This window comes from Pandoraea cepalis, assembly GCF_902459665.1.
Taxonomy (GTDB): Bacteria; Pseudomonadota; Gammaproteobacteria; order Burkholderiales; family Burkholderiaceae; genus Pandoraea; species Pandoraea cepalis.
Genome location: NZ_CABPSL010000014.1, coordinates 78,418 through 93,637, shown reverse-complemented (window position 1 = coordinate 93,637; position 15,220 = coordinate 78,418). Strand labels below are relative to the sequence as shown.

The 15,220-nt window shown below is 62.3% G+C and carries 14 protein-coding genes; 10 read left to right on the top strand and 4 right to left on the bottom strand.

Annotation, left to right across the window (positions count from 1 at the left end; all coding sequences use genetic code 11):
- Positions 1-3 precede the first annotated feature (3 nt).
- Positions 4-1,491 carry a MocR-like pyridoxine biosynthesis transcription factor PdxR gene (gene pdxR, locus PCE31106_RS16895; RefSeq protein WP_150564075.1) on the top strand — a complete coding sequence of 496 codons (1,488 nt, stop codon included), beginning with the start codon at positions 4-6 and terminating at the stop codon, positions 1,489-1,491.
- Positions 1,492-1,956: 465 nt separating this feature from the next.
- Here pdxR and PCE31106_RS16890 read toward each other — a convergent pair whose 3' ends face one another.
- Positions 1,957-3,051 (bottom strand): LysR family transcriptional regulator, encoded by a 1,095-nt coding sequence (locus PCE31106_RS16890; protein WP_174975247.1) that lies wholly within the window; start codon positions 3,049-3,051, stop codon positions 1,957-1,959.
- Here PCE31106_RS16890 and PCE31106_RS16885 point away from each other — a divergent pair.
- The 3 genes from PCE31106_RS16885 to PCE31106_RS16875 all read left to right on the top strand — a co-directional run bounded on the left by PCE31106_RS16885 (position 3,044) and on the right by PCE31106_RS16875 (position 5,342).
- Positions 3,044-3,982, top strand: a complete 939-nt coding sequence (locus PCE31106_RS16885; protein ID WP_174975245.1) for an MBL fold metallo-hydrolase — start codon at positions 3,044-3,046, stop codon at positions 3,980-3,982. The genes PCE31106_RS16890 and PCE31106_RS16885 overlap by 8 nt on opposite strands.
- A 244-nt stretch (positions 3,983-4,226) precedes the next feature.
- Positions 4,227-4,964 (top strand): class I SAM-dependent methyltransferase, encoded by a 738-nt coding sequence (locus PCE31106_RS16880; RefSeq protein ID WP_150564073.1) that lies wholly within the window; start codon positions 4,227-4,229, stop codon positions 4,962-4,964.
- A 3-nt stretch (positions 4,965-4,967) separates the two neighbouring features.
- A complete protein-coding gene (locus PCE31106_RS16875; protein WP_150564072.1) occupies positions 4,968-5,342 on the top strand; it encodes a GtrA family protein in 375 nt (124 codons plus the stop codon).
- Positions 5,343-5,346: 4 nt separating this feature from the next.
- Here PCE31106_RS16875 and PCE31106_RS16870 read toward each other — a convergent pair whose 3' ends face one another.
- From PCE31106_RS16870 to PCE31106_RS16860, 3 genes are read right to left on the bottom strand one after another with little or no spacing between them, the layout of a single operon-like run.
- A complete protein-coding gene (locus PCE31106_RS16870; RefSeq protein WP_150564071.1) occupies positions 5,347-6,408 on the bottom strand; it encodes a glycosyltransferase family 2 protein in 1,062 nt (353 codons plus the stop codon).
- Positions 6,389-7,336 (bottom strand): phosphatase PAP2 family protein, encoded by a 948-nt coding sequence (locus tag PCE31106_RS16865; RefSeq protein WP_150564070.1) that lies wholly within the window; start codon positions 7,334-7,336, stop codon positions 6,389-6,391. Before PCE31106_RS16865 ends, PCE31106_RS16870 begins: the two co-directional genes overlap by 20 nt.
- The gene (locus PCE31106_RS16860) at positions 7,333-8,628 is read right to left on the bottom strand and encodes a glycosyltransferase family 87 protein (protein ID WP_254441118.1); all 1,296 of its coding nucleotides are present in this window, start codon (positions 8,626-8,628) and stop codon (positions 7,333-7,335) included. The genes PCE31106_RS16865 and PCE31106_RS16860 overlap by 4 nt, the downstream gene beginning before the upstream one ends.
- A gap of 1,205 nt (positions 8,629-9,833) precedes the next feature.
- Between PCE31106_RS16860 and PCE31106_RS16855 the strand changes: the two genes are divergently transcribed.
- The 6 genes from PCE31106_RS16855 (at position 9,834) to PCE31106_RS16830 (ending at position 15,214) form a co-directional block, all read left to right on the top strand.
- The gene (locus tag PCE31106_RS16855; protein WP_150564068.1) at positions 9,834-10,019 is read left to right on the top strand and encodes a Flp family type IVb pilin; all 186 of its coding nucleotides are present in this window, start codon (positions 9,834-9,836) and stop codon (positions 10,017-10,019) included.
- Between the two features lie 120 nt (positions 10,020-10,139).
- Positions 10,140-10,679 carry an A24 family peptidase gene (locus PCE31106_RS16850; protein ID WP_150564067.1) on the top strand — a complete coding sequence of 180 codons (540 nt, stop codon included), beginning with the start codon at positions 10,140-10,142 and terminating at the stop codon, positions 10,677-10,679.
- Between the two features lie 31 nt (positions 10,680-10,710).
- A complete protein-coding gene (locus PCE31106_RS16845) occupies positions 10,711-12,144 on the top strand; it encodes a DUF8689 domain-containing protein (RefSeq protein ID WP_150564066.1) in 1,434 nt (477 codons plus the stop codon).
- A gap of 12 nt (positions 12,145-12,156) precedes the next feature.
- On the top strand, positions 12,157-12,999 hold the full coding sequence (gene cpaB, locus PCE31106_RS16840) for a Flp pilus assembly protein CpaB (protein ID WP_017233458.1): 843 nt from the start codon (positions 12,157-12,159) through the stop codon (positions 12,997-12,999).
- A gap of 82 nt (positions 13,000-13,081) precedes the next feature.
- Positions 13,082-14,857: a type II and III secretion system protein family protein gene (locus tag PCE31106_RS16835; protein WP_150564065.1), complete on the top strand. Its 1,776-nt coding sequence runs from the start codon at positions 13,082-13,084 to the stop codon at positions 14,855-14,857.
- A gap of 24 nt (positions 14,858-14,881) precedes the next feature.
- Positions 14,882-15,214 carry a hypothetical protein gene (locus PCE31106_RS16830; RefSeq protein ID WP_017233456.1) on the top strand — a complete coding sequence of 111 codons (333 nt, stop codon included), beginning with the start codon at positions 14,882-14,884 and terminating at the stop codon, positions 15,212-15,214.
- Positions 15,215-15,220 lie beyond the last annotated feature (6 nt).

The following is a 15,220-nucleotide window of genomic DNA, read 5'->3' as shown; positions in this document are numbered from 1 at the left end:
ACTATGGCGCGAGGCAAAACCGCGATTCCACTTGATCTGCCGCGCCCCCCGGGACTGTCCTCGGGAAGCCCGCAGTCGAAGCAGGAATGCATTGCCGACGCGATTCGCGACGCAATCCTGAAACGCCTGCTGCCCGGCGAGAGTCCTTTGCCGTCCAGCCGGACCCTTGCCGCTCGGTGGGGCGTGGCGCGAGGAACGGCCGAAGCAGCCTACGACCGGTTGTGCTCCGAGGGTTACATCGCGCGAACACAAGGATCCGGCTCGCGGGTGTCCGCAGTGGTTCCGGACAGCTATCTGCGCGCGGCCACGCAGTCGCGAGAGAACGCGCCCCGCCGCCCCAGCGAGGTCCAGGAGCAGGCAGAAACGACGGACGAGGCCGCCCCGAAACAGGCGGTCCGCCTGGGCGTCCCGTTCATAGCGCGGCTTGCAGATCCCGACCTGTTGTCGATGCAGCAATGGAAGAAGTACATCGGGATGAGCCTGCTTTCCGCCACGGCAAGCGAGCTCTGTTCAACGCCATTGCAAGGCGTCGAGTGCTTGCGCGACGAAATTGCCGGGTATTTGCGGGAATACCGTGGCATTCCTTGCGGAGCCGACGACATCTTCATCACGACCGGTATCCGGCACTCAATCGATCTCATCGCGCGAACCGTGCTCGGGCCTCGCAGCTCGGTACTGATGGAAGATCCAGGGTACGCATCGGCATGGCAAATTTTCACGATGGCAGGCGCGACCGTAATCGACGTGCCGGTCGATCGGGAGGGAATCGAGACCGCTACGCTGAACCAGCATTCCGATGCGTGCGCGGCGTACGTGACGCCCGCGCATCAATCGCCGCTCGGGGTCACGATGTCAGTCTCCCGTCGGCTCGAACTGCTCGACTGGGCACAGCGCGATCGGGCGTGGATCATCGAAGACGACTACGACGGCGAGTTCAGTTATCAGGCCGCCCCGCTTCCTGCGTTGAAGTCGCTTGATGCATACGACCGCGTGATCTATTGCGGTTCGTTCAACAAGACGCTTTTCTCTGGCTTGCGCATCGGCTTCATGGTTGTGCCGGCGGAACTTCGGCCGGCACTGGCGACCGTATGGCGCGTAACCGGACGCTCCGTCGGCATGGCGTCTCAGCTCGCGGTGGCCCGCTTCATCGGACGCGGCGATTTTGCGAAGCACCTGCGCGCCAGCCGTCAGGCATACCGCCATCGGCGGGACATGGTGCTCGCGCAATTGGCGCAACACGGCAACGAGCATTACACGGTATCGGGTGAGCAGGCCGGATTTCATTTCGTCCTGTGGCTGCCGCCACAAATGGACGAAGCATCGTATGTCGCGAAGGCTCGCATGGCCGGCGTGTCGTTGCAGACGGTCAGCAGTTTTTGCCGAAGCGCCGAACTCGACGCCGGCGTCATCGTGGGGTATTCGGCATTGACGGCCGCTCAGGCAAAGCATGGCGGCAGGATTCTTGGAAAGCTGCTGATCTCAGCCGCGTAACCGTCGCGACGCCACAACCGCCGATGCCACCGATCCGATGCCTCAGGACGCAGCGATCGCGACCGGCTTCGTATAGACCTCGGGCCATCCGAGACACCGTCCGCACCATCGCGAACCGAAATGAAGCCAATTAATTGGACGCTCAGTTAAGAAGACCGCCCTCTTTCTTCCGACGAATACACGCTGGATTTTCGAAGCATCGGGCATTCCCGAATCCGCGTAACTCAGTCGTGCCGGACGACCTGCAGGCCGCACTGAATGCCAATCCCTAAGCCAGGAAGTACGACATCCAACGAAAGTCGCCGGACAATGCCGCCCCCTAGGTCGCCCCCCCTTCCGTGAGTCCGAATCTGACCGCCCCCACCAGATTTCCTTGATTCCCCCGATAGTGGTTGCTGACATTTGAGGGCGGTGCTCCACCAAAACAGCGCTGACGCCCCCAAATTCGAGGGCATTCGCCCTCCATCAATGAGACACAGTCGCGACGCGTCTTATCGTTTCAAGAAACACATCGGTCTGCGGCGAGCGAACGTCTGTCGCGCGAGTGATCAAGCCAATGGGCGGCAATGCAATATCCACTTGTGTCGGAAGGACGACCAGCATCGCTGTCGACGCGTAATCCTGGGCAATCGGCGCAGGCAGAAAGGCCAGGAAATCGTCGCTCCTCAATAGCGAAAGGTTAGCGACCACCGAGACGGATTCCACGGTCGGTGCAGGCGGCTTTAATCCGCGGGCGACGAAGAACGCATCGACCCTGTCCCGCAACGGTGCACCACGCGTCGGGAGGATCCATCGCGCAGCCGCCAGGTTGGCCACACTCACCGGGATACCGTTGAACAGCGGATGCTGCGGTCTCGCAACCACCGACACCCCCTCTTCACAGAGCGCCTCACGAGCCAGCTTCTCGTTGTCGGTGCTATCGGAAAGTCGGCAGAGGACGCAATCCAGCGTGCCGGCAAGCAGGGCATCGACGAGCCACGGCAGTGACCCTTCCTGAATCTCGACGATGGTGCGCGGCGCAATCTCATCCAGCGCCCGAATCGCCTCACTGAGCAAGACAGAGACCGCTGCCGCGGCGACGCCGACACGCACGCGCCCATACACACCATTTCGCGCGGCATCGACATCAGACTTCATCTGCACTATCTCGCCCAGCACGACGCGCGCACGATCGACGATGAGCTGCCCCTCCTGCGTCGCCGTAAGCCCACTGGCCTCGCGACGGAAAATCACGGTATCGAACAGCGTCTCCAGCTCCTGAAGCATCTTGCTCGCGCCAGGCTGTGACATGCCCAGACTTGCCGCCGCTTTGTGCAGGCTTCCCTCACGCTCGAGCGCGACAAGAAATTCCATATGCCTGATGCGCAGGCGGGTATTCAGATGCCGAACGTTGATCATTCCACGGCCGTTTAACGGAGAGTTATTGGGCAATAATAATTTAGTACGTTTTTGCCGCGAAGGCGTCACGTAGATTGACAACTCCCTTTGAAGGAGTCGAACAATGACGCTGATAAAACGCCTTTCCGAGTCAGTCGCAACACTGGCATTCGCCATGCTCATGATGTCGCCCCTGCATGCCCAGGAAATCAGGGTGACACTGCTCGGCACCGGGACGCCCATTCTCAATATCAACCGGTTCGGCATCAGTATGCTCGTCGAGGCGGGCAATCAAAAACTGCTGTTTGATGCCGGTCGAGGCGTGGCAACTCGCCTGCATCAACGCAACGTGCCCATCCGGGACATTGACGCCGTCTTTGTCAGTCTGATGAACTCCGACCACGTCACCGGGCTGGCCGATCTCTATGCCTCCGCGCCGCTTCCAACGGACGACGGGCGTCGCACCACACCTTTGGTCATGTACGGCCCCGAAGGTATCGAAAACGTCGCGGCCGGCCTGAAACTGATGCTGAAGGACAACAATCGCTTGCGACTGCTTGCGAAGGAGACGAACCCCGGCGCCATCGACATCCACGCCTACGTCGTCAAACCCGGTGTTGTCTACGATCGAGACGGCGTCAAGGTCTCCGCATTCCTCATAGAACATGGCGTCACGAAGCCCGACTACGGCTATCGGGTAACGTACATGGGACGCACGGTAGTGATTACCGACGACTGCACCTACTCCGAGAATCTGGTCGCCAATGCCAAGGGCGCCGACCTGATGGTGCAAAGCGTCGCGATCGCAAGCAAAGCCCTCGAAGCGCGCGACATGGACTACGCGAATCACTTCTACAGCTATCTTGCCAACCCGACAAACGTCGCTCGCATCTTCTCCGAAGCACAGCCCAAGCTAGCGGTGCTGGCGCATATTTCGCTCTATAGCCGGCACGGCATTCCCCGTGCGTCGATGGACGAACTTCGCGACCGCATCAGTCAAGGCTACAGCGGCCGCTTCGTCATTGGGGAAGACCTGATGTCCTTCGTCGTAGGAAAAGACGGGGCGTCACCGGTACCGTACGACCCAGGCGTCCGCTCGCGAGAGCCCATCTAACCCATGCCGATATTCGGGCCTTGTCTTCCGCAAGCTTCCGCCGAGGCGGATGGACGTTCGCCTCGGCCCGAGTCGAAACAAAAGGTGTGTGCGGGATCAACAGGTGTGCATGGGGCCGTCGGGCCGTCGGACATCGGACTCAGGATTACCCGATAACGTCTGGCTTCGCCCGCCTCCCCTGCCTATACTGATCGCATACTCGCGTCGAACATGCGACGCAGTCGTTCATACGGGGGAAAGCGCCATGTCGCCTGAAGCCTATCTCGATATGGCCGGCACCGAAGACCATCACTGGTGGTTTCAAGGCCGCAGAAGCATTCTCGGCAATGTCATCCGTCGCTTGTCCTTGCCTGCGAATGCCGCGATTCTGGAAATCGGTTCGGGCACCGGCGGCAACCTCGACATGCTTGCCGCCCACGGGCGTGTCCATGCTGTCGAGATGGACACCGAGGCATGTGCCATCGCCCGTCGAAAGACCGGTGGACGCTTCGACATTCGGCAAGGGCACTGCCCCGACGACATGCCCTTCGGGGGCGCCCGCTTCGATCTGGTCTGCCTGTTCGACTGCCTGGAACACATCGGGCCCGATGTCGCTTCGCTGCAATGCGTCCGCGATCGCCTCGCGCCAGGCGGCGCCGTCCTGGTTTCCGTGCCCGCGAACGCATGGATGTGGAGCCAGCATGACGTGATGCTGCACCATCATCGGCGCTACAGCCGGCAGACGTTGAGAAAGACCGTTGAATCCGCCGGGCTCGCCATCGAGCGCGTGACCTACTTCAACACCGCCCTGTTCCCCCTGGCGGTCGTCGCGCGCATGAAAGATCGGCTCCTTCACGCCCCAATCGCCTCCGGCACCACCGTCCCGGCACCGTGGCTCAACACCTCGCTGTATCGGATCTTCAGTGCCGAGCGCTGGATCCTGCCCTTCATCGACCTGCCGTTCGGCGTGTCGCTGCTGGCGGTGCTCCGCGCGAAGCCCTAGCGCATGACCCCGGTGATGCAGGGGCGTTTCGTTCGTTTCGGGATGTCGGGCATGGCATCGACCGGCGTGCACGTGGCAACGGCGGCGACGTTGCTGGCGACGACACCGGTCGGACCAACGTTCGCGAACGCCGCCGCGTTTTGCATCGCAACGATCTGCTCCTATTTGCTCAACACCTTGTGGAGCTTCTCCTCGCGTATCGATCACGCCAACGCCGTCCGCTTCGCGTTGGTGTCACTGGTCGGGCTAAGCATGACCACGGCGATTGCGCACGCCGTCGCGACAATGGGAGGCGCCGCATGGCTCGGCATTGCCACGGTCGTAGCGACAGTGCCACCCGTCACGTACCTAATGCATCGCCACTGGACGTATCGCTAAACGCTCAGTGCGTGCCCCAATGCCTCGCGGCGACCGTGTGCGACCGATGTTCACGCAGGCGTGTCGTGGCTTGGCGAGCGCGCGGCAGCGCCTGCGTGGGAAGCTGGCTCACCTTGCCGCTGCCCTGATACCGGTGCCGCACCAGGTACACCGGCCGCCCTTTGGATTCGTCGTAAATTCGGCCCACGTATTCGCCCACGACACCGATGCCGATCAGTTGGATGCCCCCCATGAACAGGAGCACGCTCAGTAACGACGCATAGCCCGGCACATCGATACCGAGGATGAAGGTGCGAACAATGATGAACGATCCATACAAAAAGGCGATGAGTGCAATGGAAAGCCCCGCGTAGGTCCAGCTTCGCAGCGGCCACGTGCTGAAGCTCGTGATGCCCTCAAGCGCGAAGTTCCACAAGCGCCATCCCGAAAACTTCGATTGACCCGCGCTGCGAGGCAGGCGTTCGTACTCGATGACGGCAGTGCGATATCCGACCCACGCAAACAATCCCTTCATGAATCGGCGTCGCTCGGGCAAACGTTTGAGCGCGTTCACCACACGGCGGTCCATCAAACGGTAGTCGCCAACGTTCTCCGGCAACTTCACATCGGAAAGCCAGTTGTGGACACGGTAGTACATGCCCGCCGTGACCCGTTTGAGGTAAGGGTCGCAAGCGCGGTTCGCACGTTTGGCGAGGACCACGTCGGCGCCCTCCTGCCACAACGTCACCATCCGCACCATCAACTCCGGCGGGTCCTGCAGGTCGACGTCGATCGGGATGACCGCATCGCCGGTCGCTTCGCTAATACCCGCAGTGAGCGCGGCTTCCTTGCCGAAGTTTCTCGTCAGGTCGATGACGCGTATGCGAGCGTCGCGTCTACGATAGGCTAGAAGTCGCTCCAGCGTGTCGTCGTGGCTGCCGTCGTTGACGAAAACAATCTCGAAAGCGATCGATGTCATGCCCTCCATAATCGGCAATATGCCTCGGAAGAACGGGTCGATGGCTTCGCTCTCGTTGAAGCACGGCACGACGAGCGATATCCGCTTTTTATCCGTGGATTTGGACATGAGGGGCTCCCTGTTCCGAAGGGCCGATGGGCGGCACGGCGCCGCTTGAGCGCACGATGACATGACGCGTCGCCATCGTGGTCTCCGGCACGACGCCAAGGAGACGACGCGCGACGAGGATGGAGAGCACAGCGACGCCGATGCCGGCGAGAATATCGACCAGATAGTGACCACCCTCGCTGATGGCAGACACAATCACCAGCAGGTTCAAGGGCAGGAACACCCGAGCGAGCCGCCGGGATCCACGGGCAGCGTGGATGAGCAGGACCGACAGCACCGCGTGATAGGACGGTATCGAGATCAGTCCCTGAAGTTGCCCGAGATCGACGACCGCGAGTCGATGCTGTCGAAGCGCGTCGAAATGAGTCAGATCGGCGAGCTTCGCCGGGTCTCCACCGAAATGCACGAAAGCGCCGGCCGCCGGCACGATGCCCGAGACGGCGATCGTCACCAGACAAGACAACACCATGGCCGTCGAGAACACGCGCACCTCGACCAACCGCCCGGTCAGCGAGAGGAACACCACCACGAAAGCGATCTGCAGCATGCCGCTGGCGTAGGCGAGCGCGAGCGCCAGTGACAGCGGTCGATGGGCACGCACAAACGCGTGCCAGGCCGGCCAGTCGAAATGCAGCCAGGCATCCATTTTCACGAGGGTGACATCGACAAGCGGCGCATCGGTCGCGACCACGACATAGCTGAGCAGTGCCGCGACATGACTGAAGACGATCAGGAGGATGACCTGGGAACACGCGGTGCGAATCCGTTCGTCCGGGCGATAACGCGTGTAGACAAGCCACACGCCGGCAAGCGTCACGCAGGCCATTGCCGGCAGGACGAGGCTACCCGGGACGATACCGATCCGCAGCACGGCCAATCCGATGGCGGCGGCCAAGGCAACGCAGACATTGATCCGAAGCCAGTTCATGACGCCACCCCGCCGATCGGTGGTGTAAGGACTGCCTGTGCTCCGGAACGGATCTTGAGGTGGATGCCGACGAGGGTCGTCAAGGTGACGAACGGCAGGAACTGGAAGCCGACAAAATCCACCACGACGAGGCCCAGCAACGGCGCAAGCCAGAGCACCACCAGCCACTCGCGTTCGCCGACCTGCCAGCCACGCGTCACGCCGTGAACACATAGCCACGCGATCACCAGCCCCAGCCACACCATGTCGTAGTCATAGAGATAAGGGCTGATCAGCAGGCTGGCGGTAACGAGCGCGGCGGCGCGCAAGGGATAGGCGCACGGCTTGCGCCAGGCATTCGCGACGACCGCGACCGCCGCTAGCGCCGACACGGCATGCAAGGCATACGCGACCCATATCGGCGCATGCATCATGCGGACCATGATGAAAACGGTCGGCATCCTGAAGAGATGCGCTTGCCCCTCGGCAACCGTCCCTTGTGCCGCCTGTACACCGTGCAGGAACGCCAGCAGGGTGTCCGGACCGAACGCCACGAGGCTGAGCAGCCAGGTTGCCACGACGGTTGCAAGGCATGCCGCGAGCGCGCGCCAGGCGTGGCAGCAAAGAAAGGCCAACGGAAAAAGAATGGCGAGATGCGGCTTCACGAACAGCAAGCCCGCACAAACCCCAGCCCACCCGGCGTGCCGACGCAAGAGCCAGAGCGAAAGCCCGGCGAGTCCGGCGGTGAGGCAGGCGGCTTGCCCGGCGACGAGGACCAACGCAATGCCGGGGAACCCAAGGATCGGCCAAATCGCCTGTGGCCATGGCGCGATCTTACGCACGACACGAATGAACAGCAGCAACGCGGCAATCGCAAACACCCCATACGCCATCCAGTACGGCAACCACGCAAGCGGCAGCACCAACAGCAGCATGGTGGGTGGATACAACCACGGCAATATCCCGTTCAGGTCGCGCATGTACGGTTCGACGACGGTCTCGATCCGCGTCAACTTGATGACGTCATAGGCGTCCAGCGCGTGCCCGTGAAGCCCCAGATAGGAAGCACTCCAGAACGGCAGGAAGTCGAGGGCGAGCGGCGGTACATCGGGTTGATGAAGGATGGATCGACGGACGATCCATCCCATTACCAGGATGACGTAGCAAATCAGGGCAGTGAGAGGGTATAGCCTCAAGCGCCGCACATCGAGCCAATGCGGCGGCGCGGCGCCGCTGCCGCGTGCGGACGACCCGATGCCGGTCCGCATGACCGTGCGCGCACGATGGACGTCCGTCCGGCGTCTGGCCTTCATGCTGAATCCCCGAAAGATCACTTCAACGCTACGTTTGCGTGAAACCGATGCCGCTTCGTTTTTCATTTGACTGTGCATCGCCACGGTGCAGCGCGTGGCGAGTGTCGTTGCTGACGGCTCGGGATGTCGTGCGCTTTATGAAAACCATTGTTTGCTGCTTCCCAAACAAATATCAAGTCAGTGTTTCTCCCAAATAATCTTCTGCTTAGGTCAATTGACGACTGCGCGTTTCAAATTTGCTTCATTTTCCTGCAGCTTTCTATACCCCATCTTTTAGGTTGGCTAAGGATTCCCAGCAACCTCTAACAAATAACGAATACCAGTGTCTAATCCAGATCATCGTCACACGTTCAATCCCGTGAAGATTGGCTTGCCTGTTGGATTTCATGGTTATTTCAAGAAAAAAATTCATGGGATCAATGGGATCATTTTTTGTCAGTGATACCCCTTATTCAATACAGATATCGGTGAATGTATTTAGCTGATTTCCCGACCCGTAGTCCCCCTTACTTTCCGGAAGAGAACAAAGGGTTTCCACTAGAAAAAAGCTAAAAACCACGTTTCATCGATTTAGCGAATAAGGCGTGGAAACGGCAGGGTTTGCGCTTGCATGTTTCAGTTCTGAAACATTTTTCGCGAAACATTCCTAGGTTGGCAGCCCTGCGCTGAGGCAACGCCCCCGTGAGAAGCACGCCGAATCAGCCTCCCGGGGGGTGCTGGCCTGTCTCTTGCTCAGTCCCTGGCGTGCCGCTCAATCACGGGGCGGACCGGTTGAGGATCGTAGCCGTACGCGGCAGGCCCCTCCGGTCCGAGCGAGATGAGGATCTCGCAGGATGAGGCGGCGCCGGCGAATAGCCGCAGGCGAAGTCGTCAAGCCATGCGGTCGCCCGTTAGGGGGATTAGAAAATGTGTGGACCCGATCCATGCTTGTCAGCAGATCGCCGAGGGCTTCCGTACGGGCACGCAAGCCCTGCGCCTTCGGCGAGCCTGCCTTGCAACGTGCGGCGGCATGTGATGCCTTGCCGCGCTACGCGCCACGTCCCTGCTACCTCTCGTCTAGCACGTCACGGTGTCGCCCGTGTTCGGGGTCGTGCCGTCACGTCACTGCTTTCGAAGGGCTGCCCTAACGCATCCCGCAGCCCTTCATTCCCAATCCGTCGTGCCAACGAAGGATATCCCGCCACCTCAAGTGCAAGGAGATTGTCATGAAAACCATCGTCAAGTTTTGCCAACGTTTCATCCAGGACGAAAGCGGCGTCACCGCCGTGGAGTACGGACTCATCGCCGCGTTGATCGCCGTCGTGATCCTCGTTTCGGTCGGAGTCGTCGGCAGTCAGCTCAATTCGACATTCAGCACGATCGGTTCCGCGCTGAAGTCGGCGAATGCGTGAGCGAGCCGATATCAAGGCGGGTGACCTCAAGGAGCGAACCCCGCTTCCCCCCGGTCACCCGCAATATTTCCCCTCGCAAGTGCGAGCCGCGGATTCCGAACGATAGGCGAGGTAACGATCATGCTCGACAGCCCTTTCATGGCACCGAACGTGAGCGCATTCGGCGCGGTGACGCTGGTCGTCGTGGCCGCCGCCTGCGACTGGCAATCCCGACGCATTCCCAATCGCCTGGTCGGGAGCGCATGGCTCGCCGCGCTGGCGATGCAGATTTGGGCCCACGGTTGGCTTGACGGGAGCGCCGCTTGGGCGCTTGGCTGGCTGACTGGATTGGCGATGTTCCTGCCGTTCTATCTGCTGCGCGGCATGGCCGCCGGCGATGTGAAGCTGATGATGGCCGTCGGCGCATGGATCGGTGCACATCAGGCCTTCGATGTAGCGATCGCCACCTTCGTGCTCGGCGGCGTCTGGAGCATCGGTTTGTCGCTCTTGCACGGAAACGCCGTGCAACTGTTCAGAAATACCCGCGCCATCGTCGGCCAATGGGGGCCGCGCAGGTACGACGCGCCGGCTCCAGGGAGGGCTGCCGCATCGGTCGGCGCCATTCCTTACGGACTGGCGATCGCGCTGGGCACGATTGGCGTCCTGTTCGCACAGGCCTGAACTCCACGGAAACAGTCACGGGGTACGCATCATGGATCAACACAGCGTAACCGATTCGACGACGCCGCAAGGCAACGACGGCATGTCGCCATTGACGCCATCGCATTTTGCGAACGGCCACGAGGCAGGCGCCAACGCCGCGCCCGCGCTCCGGTCGGTGGCGGATACGGGACTCGACATGTCGTTTCTCGTTGATCTCGTCAGCAAATCCTGCTTCGTCAGCGGCAAGACAACGCTGCTGGCGCTGATGGACGGTCTCAAGCTACCGCTGAGCGTGCTCGACGAGCTGATCGCCTTCACCGTGCGCGAACACCTGATGGAAATCACCCATCGGGGCGCCCTGGACGCGGACGTTCACGTTCGGCTGACCGATGCCGGCCATGCGCGAGCACGCGAAGCGATGAACCTGTGCAGCTATGTCGGCCCGGCACCGGTGACGCTCGACGCCTATGTAACGTCCGTCAAGGCCCACTCGGTGCGCAAATTGCAGGTCAAGCGCACGTTCGTCAAACAAGCTTTCAAGGGCACAACGCTGGATGCTCGCTTGCTCGATGAAATCGCGTCGTCGCTCAACGCCGGACGCCCCCTGATGCTGTTCGGTCCGGCAGGCAGCGGCAAGACCTATCTGGCCGAGCGCCTGGGCACGCTGCTTCAAGGCGCGGCGCCGATCCCCTTCGCCATCTCGGTGTCGGGCGAGGTCATCCAGGTGTTCGATCCGCTCGTGCATGTTCCGGTGGCCGACGCGACTATCGCCGGTCAGCCGCACCTGCGGGACCGCCGCTGGCTCTGGTGCGAGCGCCCGCTCGTGATCTCGGGCGGCGAGCTGACGCTCGACATGCTGGAGGTCTGCTACGACGCCTCCACCGGCTTCTATCAGGCGCCCCCGCACATGAAGGCGAATGGCGGCATCTACATCATCGATGACTTCGGCCGGCAGATGGCGCCGCCCCAGGCACTCGCCAATCGCTGGATCGTGCCACTGGATCGCAACATCGATGTCCATACGCTCCACACCGGACGTCGCTTCATCGTGCCGTTCGACGTATGGCCCGTGTTTTCGTCGAACCTCAATCCGTGGGAGCTTTGCGACGAACCGTTCCTGCGCAGGCTGGGCTGCAAGCTTTACGTGGGCGCGATGGAGCCCGACGCCTACCGCCGCATCTTCGATGCCGAATGCCGGCGCCTTGGGCTCGTCGCGGGGGAGGATGCCTTCGACTACCTGACGCAAAAGCTCCATGGCATGTCCGCCACGCCGCTGATGGCCTGCTACCCGCGCGACTTGCTGCTGCAGGTCGAAGCTGAGTGTCGCTATATGGAAAGCGCGATGACGGTCACCGCGGACCTGCTCGACGATGCATGGCGCCGTTACTTCGACATGAATCACCGGGGACGTCGAAGCTGGCAGGACGATGGCATGCGCTCACTTGGCGACGCCCCTTTCGCCACACCGTTCGATCATCACTGAGGAGCAACGATCATGAAAAACCCGAAGGCGTTATCGATGTTGCTGATCGCCATCGTGGCCGGGTTGGCCTCGGTGGTATTTGCCGCCCAATGGCTGTCGCGTCAGTCCGCGGCTTCGGTGACCTCCGTTGCCGTAGCCGCCGGCGACGTCAGCCTCGGCCAGCCCCTCAACACCGAACTCATCAAGATGACCAACTGGCCCGCCGACAGCATTCCACAAGGGGCGTTCCACGATCCGAAGCTGCTCGATGGCCGAGTCGCGCGCGTCGGCATGCAGCGCGGCGAGCCGATTCTCGAATCGAAGCTCGCCCCGCTGGGGACCAAGGGCGGTCTGTCGGCGGTCATCGGCGAGGGCAAGCGAGCCATCACGGTGAGAGTCAACGACGTGGTCGGCGTGGCCGGCTTCGCGTTGCCCGGCAACTACGTCGACGTCATCGTCAACACCAGCGAGACCGAGCGCAAAGGGCCGACCGATCAGAGCATTTCCAAGATCGTGCTGGAGAAGATCCTGGTGCTCGCCGTGGCACAGCAAGTCAGCCGCGACGATACCGCGCCGAAGGTCGTCAACGCCGTAACGCTCGAAGTCACGCCCGAGCAGGCCGAAAAGCTCGACCTCGCGCGCAGTGTCGGCACGTTGTCGCTGGTACTGCGCAACCAGGTCGACGGCGCGGCATTGGCGACCACAGGCGCGACCAAGATGACGCTGCTGAACGAACCGGTGGCGGCACCGCCAGTCGCTGCCCGTGAGCCCGTGCGTGCCGCGGTGATACGCAAGCCTTCGCGGCCCGCGCCGGCCCGCGCGGGCGACTGCGTGGGTGTGCTGTCGGGCGCGCACGGCGGCGTGGAGTGCTTCTAATTACAACAGGCCTGTCAACGCTGTCACGAGTCACACGGCAATGCCGAACTGCGCGCCAAGGCGCGCTACCCCGGGGAACATCATGAAAAACATTCGCAAAACCTGTCAGGCTCGCCGCATGGCCATCGCCGCGGTCGCTTGTTGCGCGCTCGCCGCGATGTCGCACGCCGGGGCGCAGACTGCTGCGGAGTACGGTGTGATTGCCAACGGGACATCCTCGCCCGGCAAACCGGTCGCCGCCGGCGGGCCGGTGCAGATGACGATCAGCATGGCGCCGACGGCGCCGGTGCAACCGGCCGTGAACGTGCGCGGCCCCAACTGCACGGGAAATCTGCGGAGCACACGCGACGTCACCGTACCGATCGGGAAGTCGACGATACTTCAGCTCGACGAGCCGGTGCGCAACCGCACGCTCGGCGATCCGACGGTGGTACAGGCCGCGATGGTGGCGCCCAAGACCATGTACCTGCTCGGTCTCGCGGTCGGCACGACCAACATGATCGTGCAGGGACGCAGCGGCGGCTGCGATGTGATCAATGTCGCCGTCAACAGCGATGCCGGCGGCTTGCAATCGTCGATCGCACAGTTGATGCCCGACGAACGAAACGTCCGTGTGACGAGCGCGGGGGGTGACCTGGTGTTGGCGGGACGCGTCTCGAGCGCCGCGTCCGCCCAGCAGGTGGTCGAGATCGCGAAGGCGTACGCCAAGCGCGGCAAAACCGAAGGCAACGTGCTGAACATGCTGTCGGTCGACGCGCCGCAACAGGTCATGCTCGAGGTGAAGGTCGCGGAGGTCTCCAAAACCCTCATCAACCAGATGGGGTCGGCACTGAACCTGCAGGGCGGCTTCGGGAGTTGGACCGGCGGGATCGTGAGCAGCCTGCTGTCGGGCGCGGGGACCCTCCTGTCGGCGTCAAAATCGAACCGGCTGCCGCTCAATATGCAACTGGATGCCCAGAAGACCGACAACCTCGTGAAGATTCTCGCGGAACCGAATCTGGTGACCCTGTCTGGACAAGAAGCCAGCTTCCTGTCCGGTGGGAAAATTTTCATCCCGGTGCCGCAGAGCAGCTCCAACGGCACCACCACGATCACGCTTCAGCAAGAAGAGTTCGGTGTGGCCCTGCGGTTCCTGCCGACCGTGCTTGACGGCGACCGCATCAACCTGAAGGTGGCACCGGAAGTCTCCGAGCTGTCGCCGACGGGCGTGACGCTCACGTCCACCAATGTCAGCGGCGTGAACATCCTGCCGCTGATCACGACACGCCGCGCATCCACGACCGTGCAGATGCGCGACGGCGAGACGTTCGCCATCGGCGGCCTGCTGCAGAACAACGTGAGCGGTGCGCTCAAAGCGTTCCCGGGTCTCGGCGAAGTCCCCGTGCTCGGCGCGCTGATGCGCAGCACGTCGTTCCAGAACGACCTGACCGAACTGGTGTTCATCATCACGCCGCATCTCGTGAAGCCTCTGCGCACGGCGTCAACCCCGCCATTGCCGACGGACAGCTTTACCACGCCCAGCGCCATCGACGTCTACGCCACCGGCAATATGGAAGGACGTCGCAAAGTGGCGCCCGTCCAGGCCCCTGCCCCGGCGCAATCCCCGGCACAAGACACGCCCGCCGCACCGCCGCCGCAACCAGGCGTGCCGCCGTCGAGCTTGCAACCGACGCCCGTCACCCGGCCCGCCGATGGCGCCAGTCCGTCGGTGAACGCGGCGCGCGATGCTTCGTTATCGAGTGTCCCGGCCAAGCCGGCGCCGAACGCCGTGCGCGGTGACGTGAGCGTCGCGCCCGAGGTCGGCACGCCCCAACACACCGCGTCGATCGATCCGATGCGCCAGCTTTATACCCATTGAGACCCGTGATCCTGGGGAACCATCATGAAAACAGTCACCACGATGATGTTGCGCTGCGCCGCCATTGGCGCGAGCACTGCGGTTTGCCTCACGCTTGCCGGCTGCATGAGTTCATCGCCGATCTGGGATGCGCATATGGGCGAGTCGGTGAGAAATGTCATGCACGCCCAGATCATTCATCCCGGGCCGCCGACGGATGACGACGCGCGCGGCACAGACGGTCGTGCCGCCGTGGCCGCGATGAAGAACTACGACAAGTCGCTGCGCTCGCCAACGCCAACGGCCAGCCCGTTCGTCATCGGAGTAAGCAGCGGCGGCTCGCCCATGTCGGCGCCGTCCGGGGATACCGGTCAGTAGCGCGTC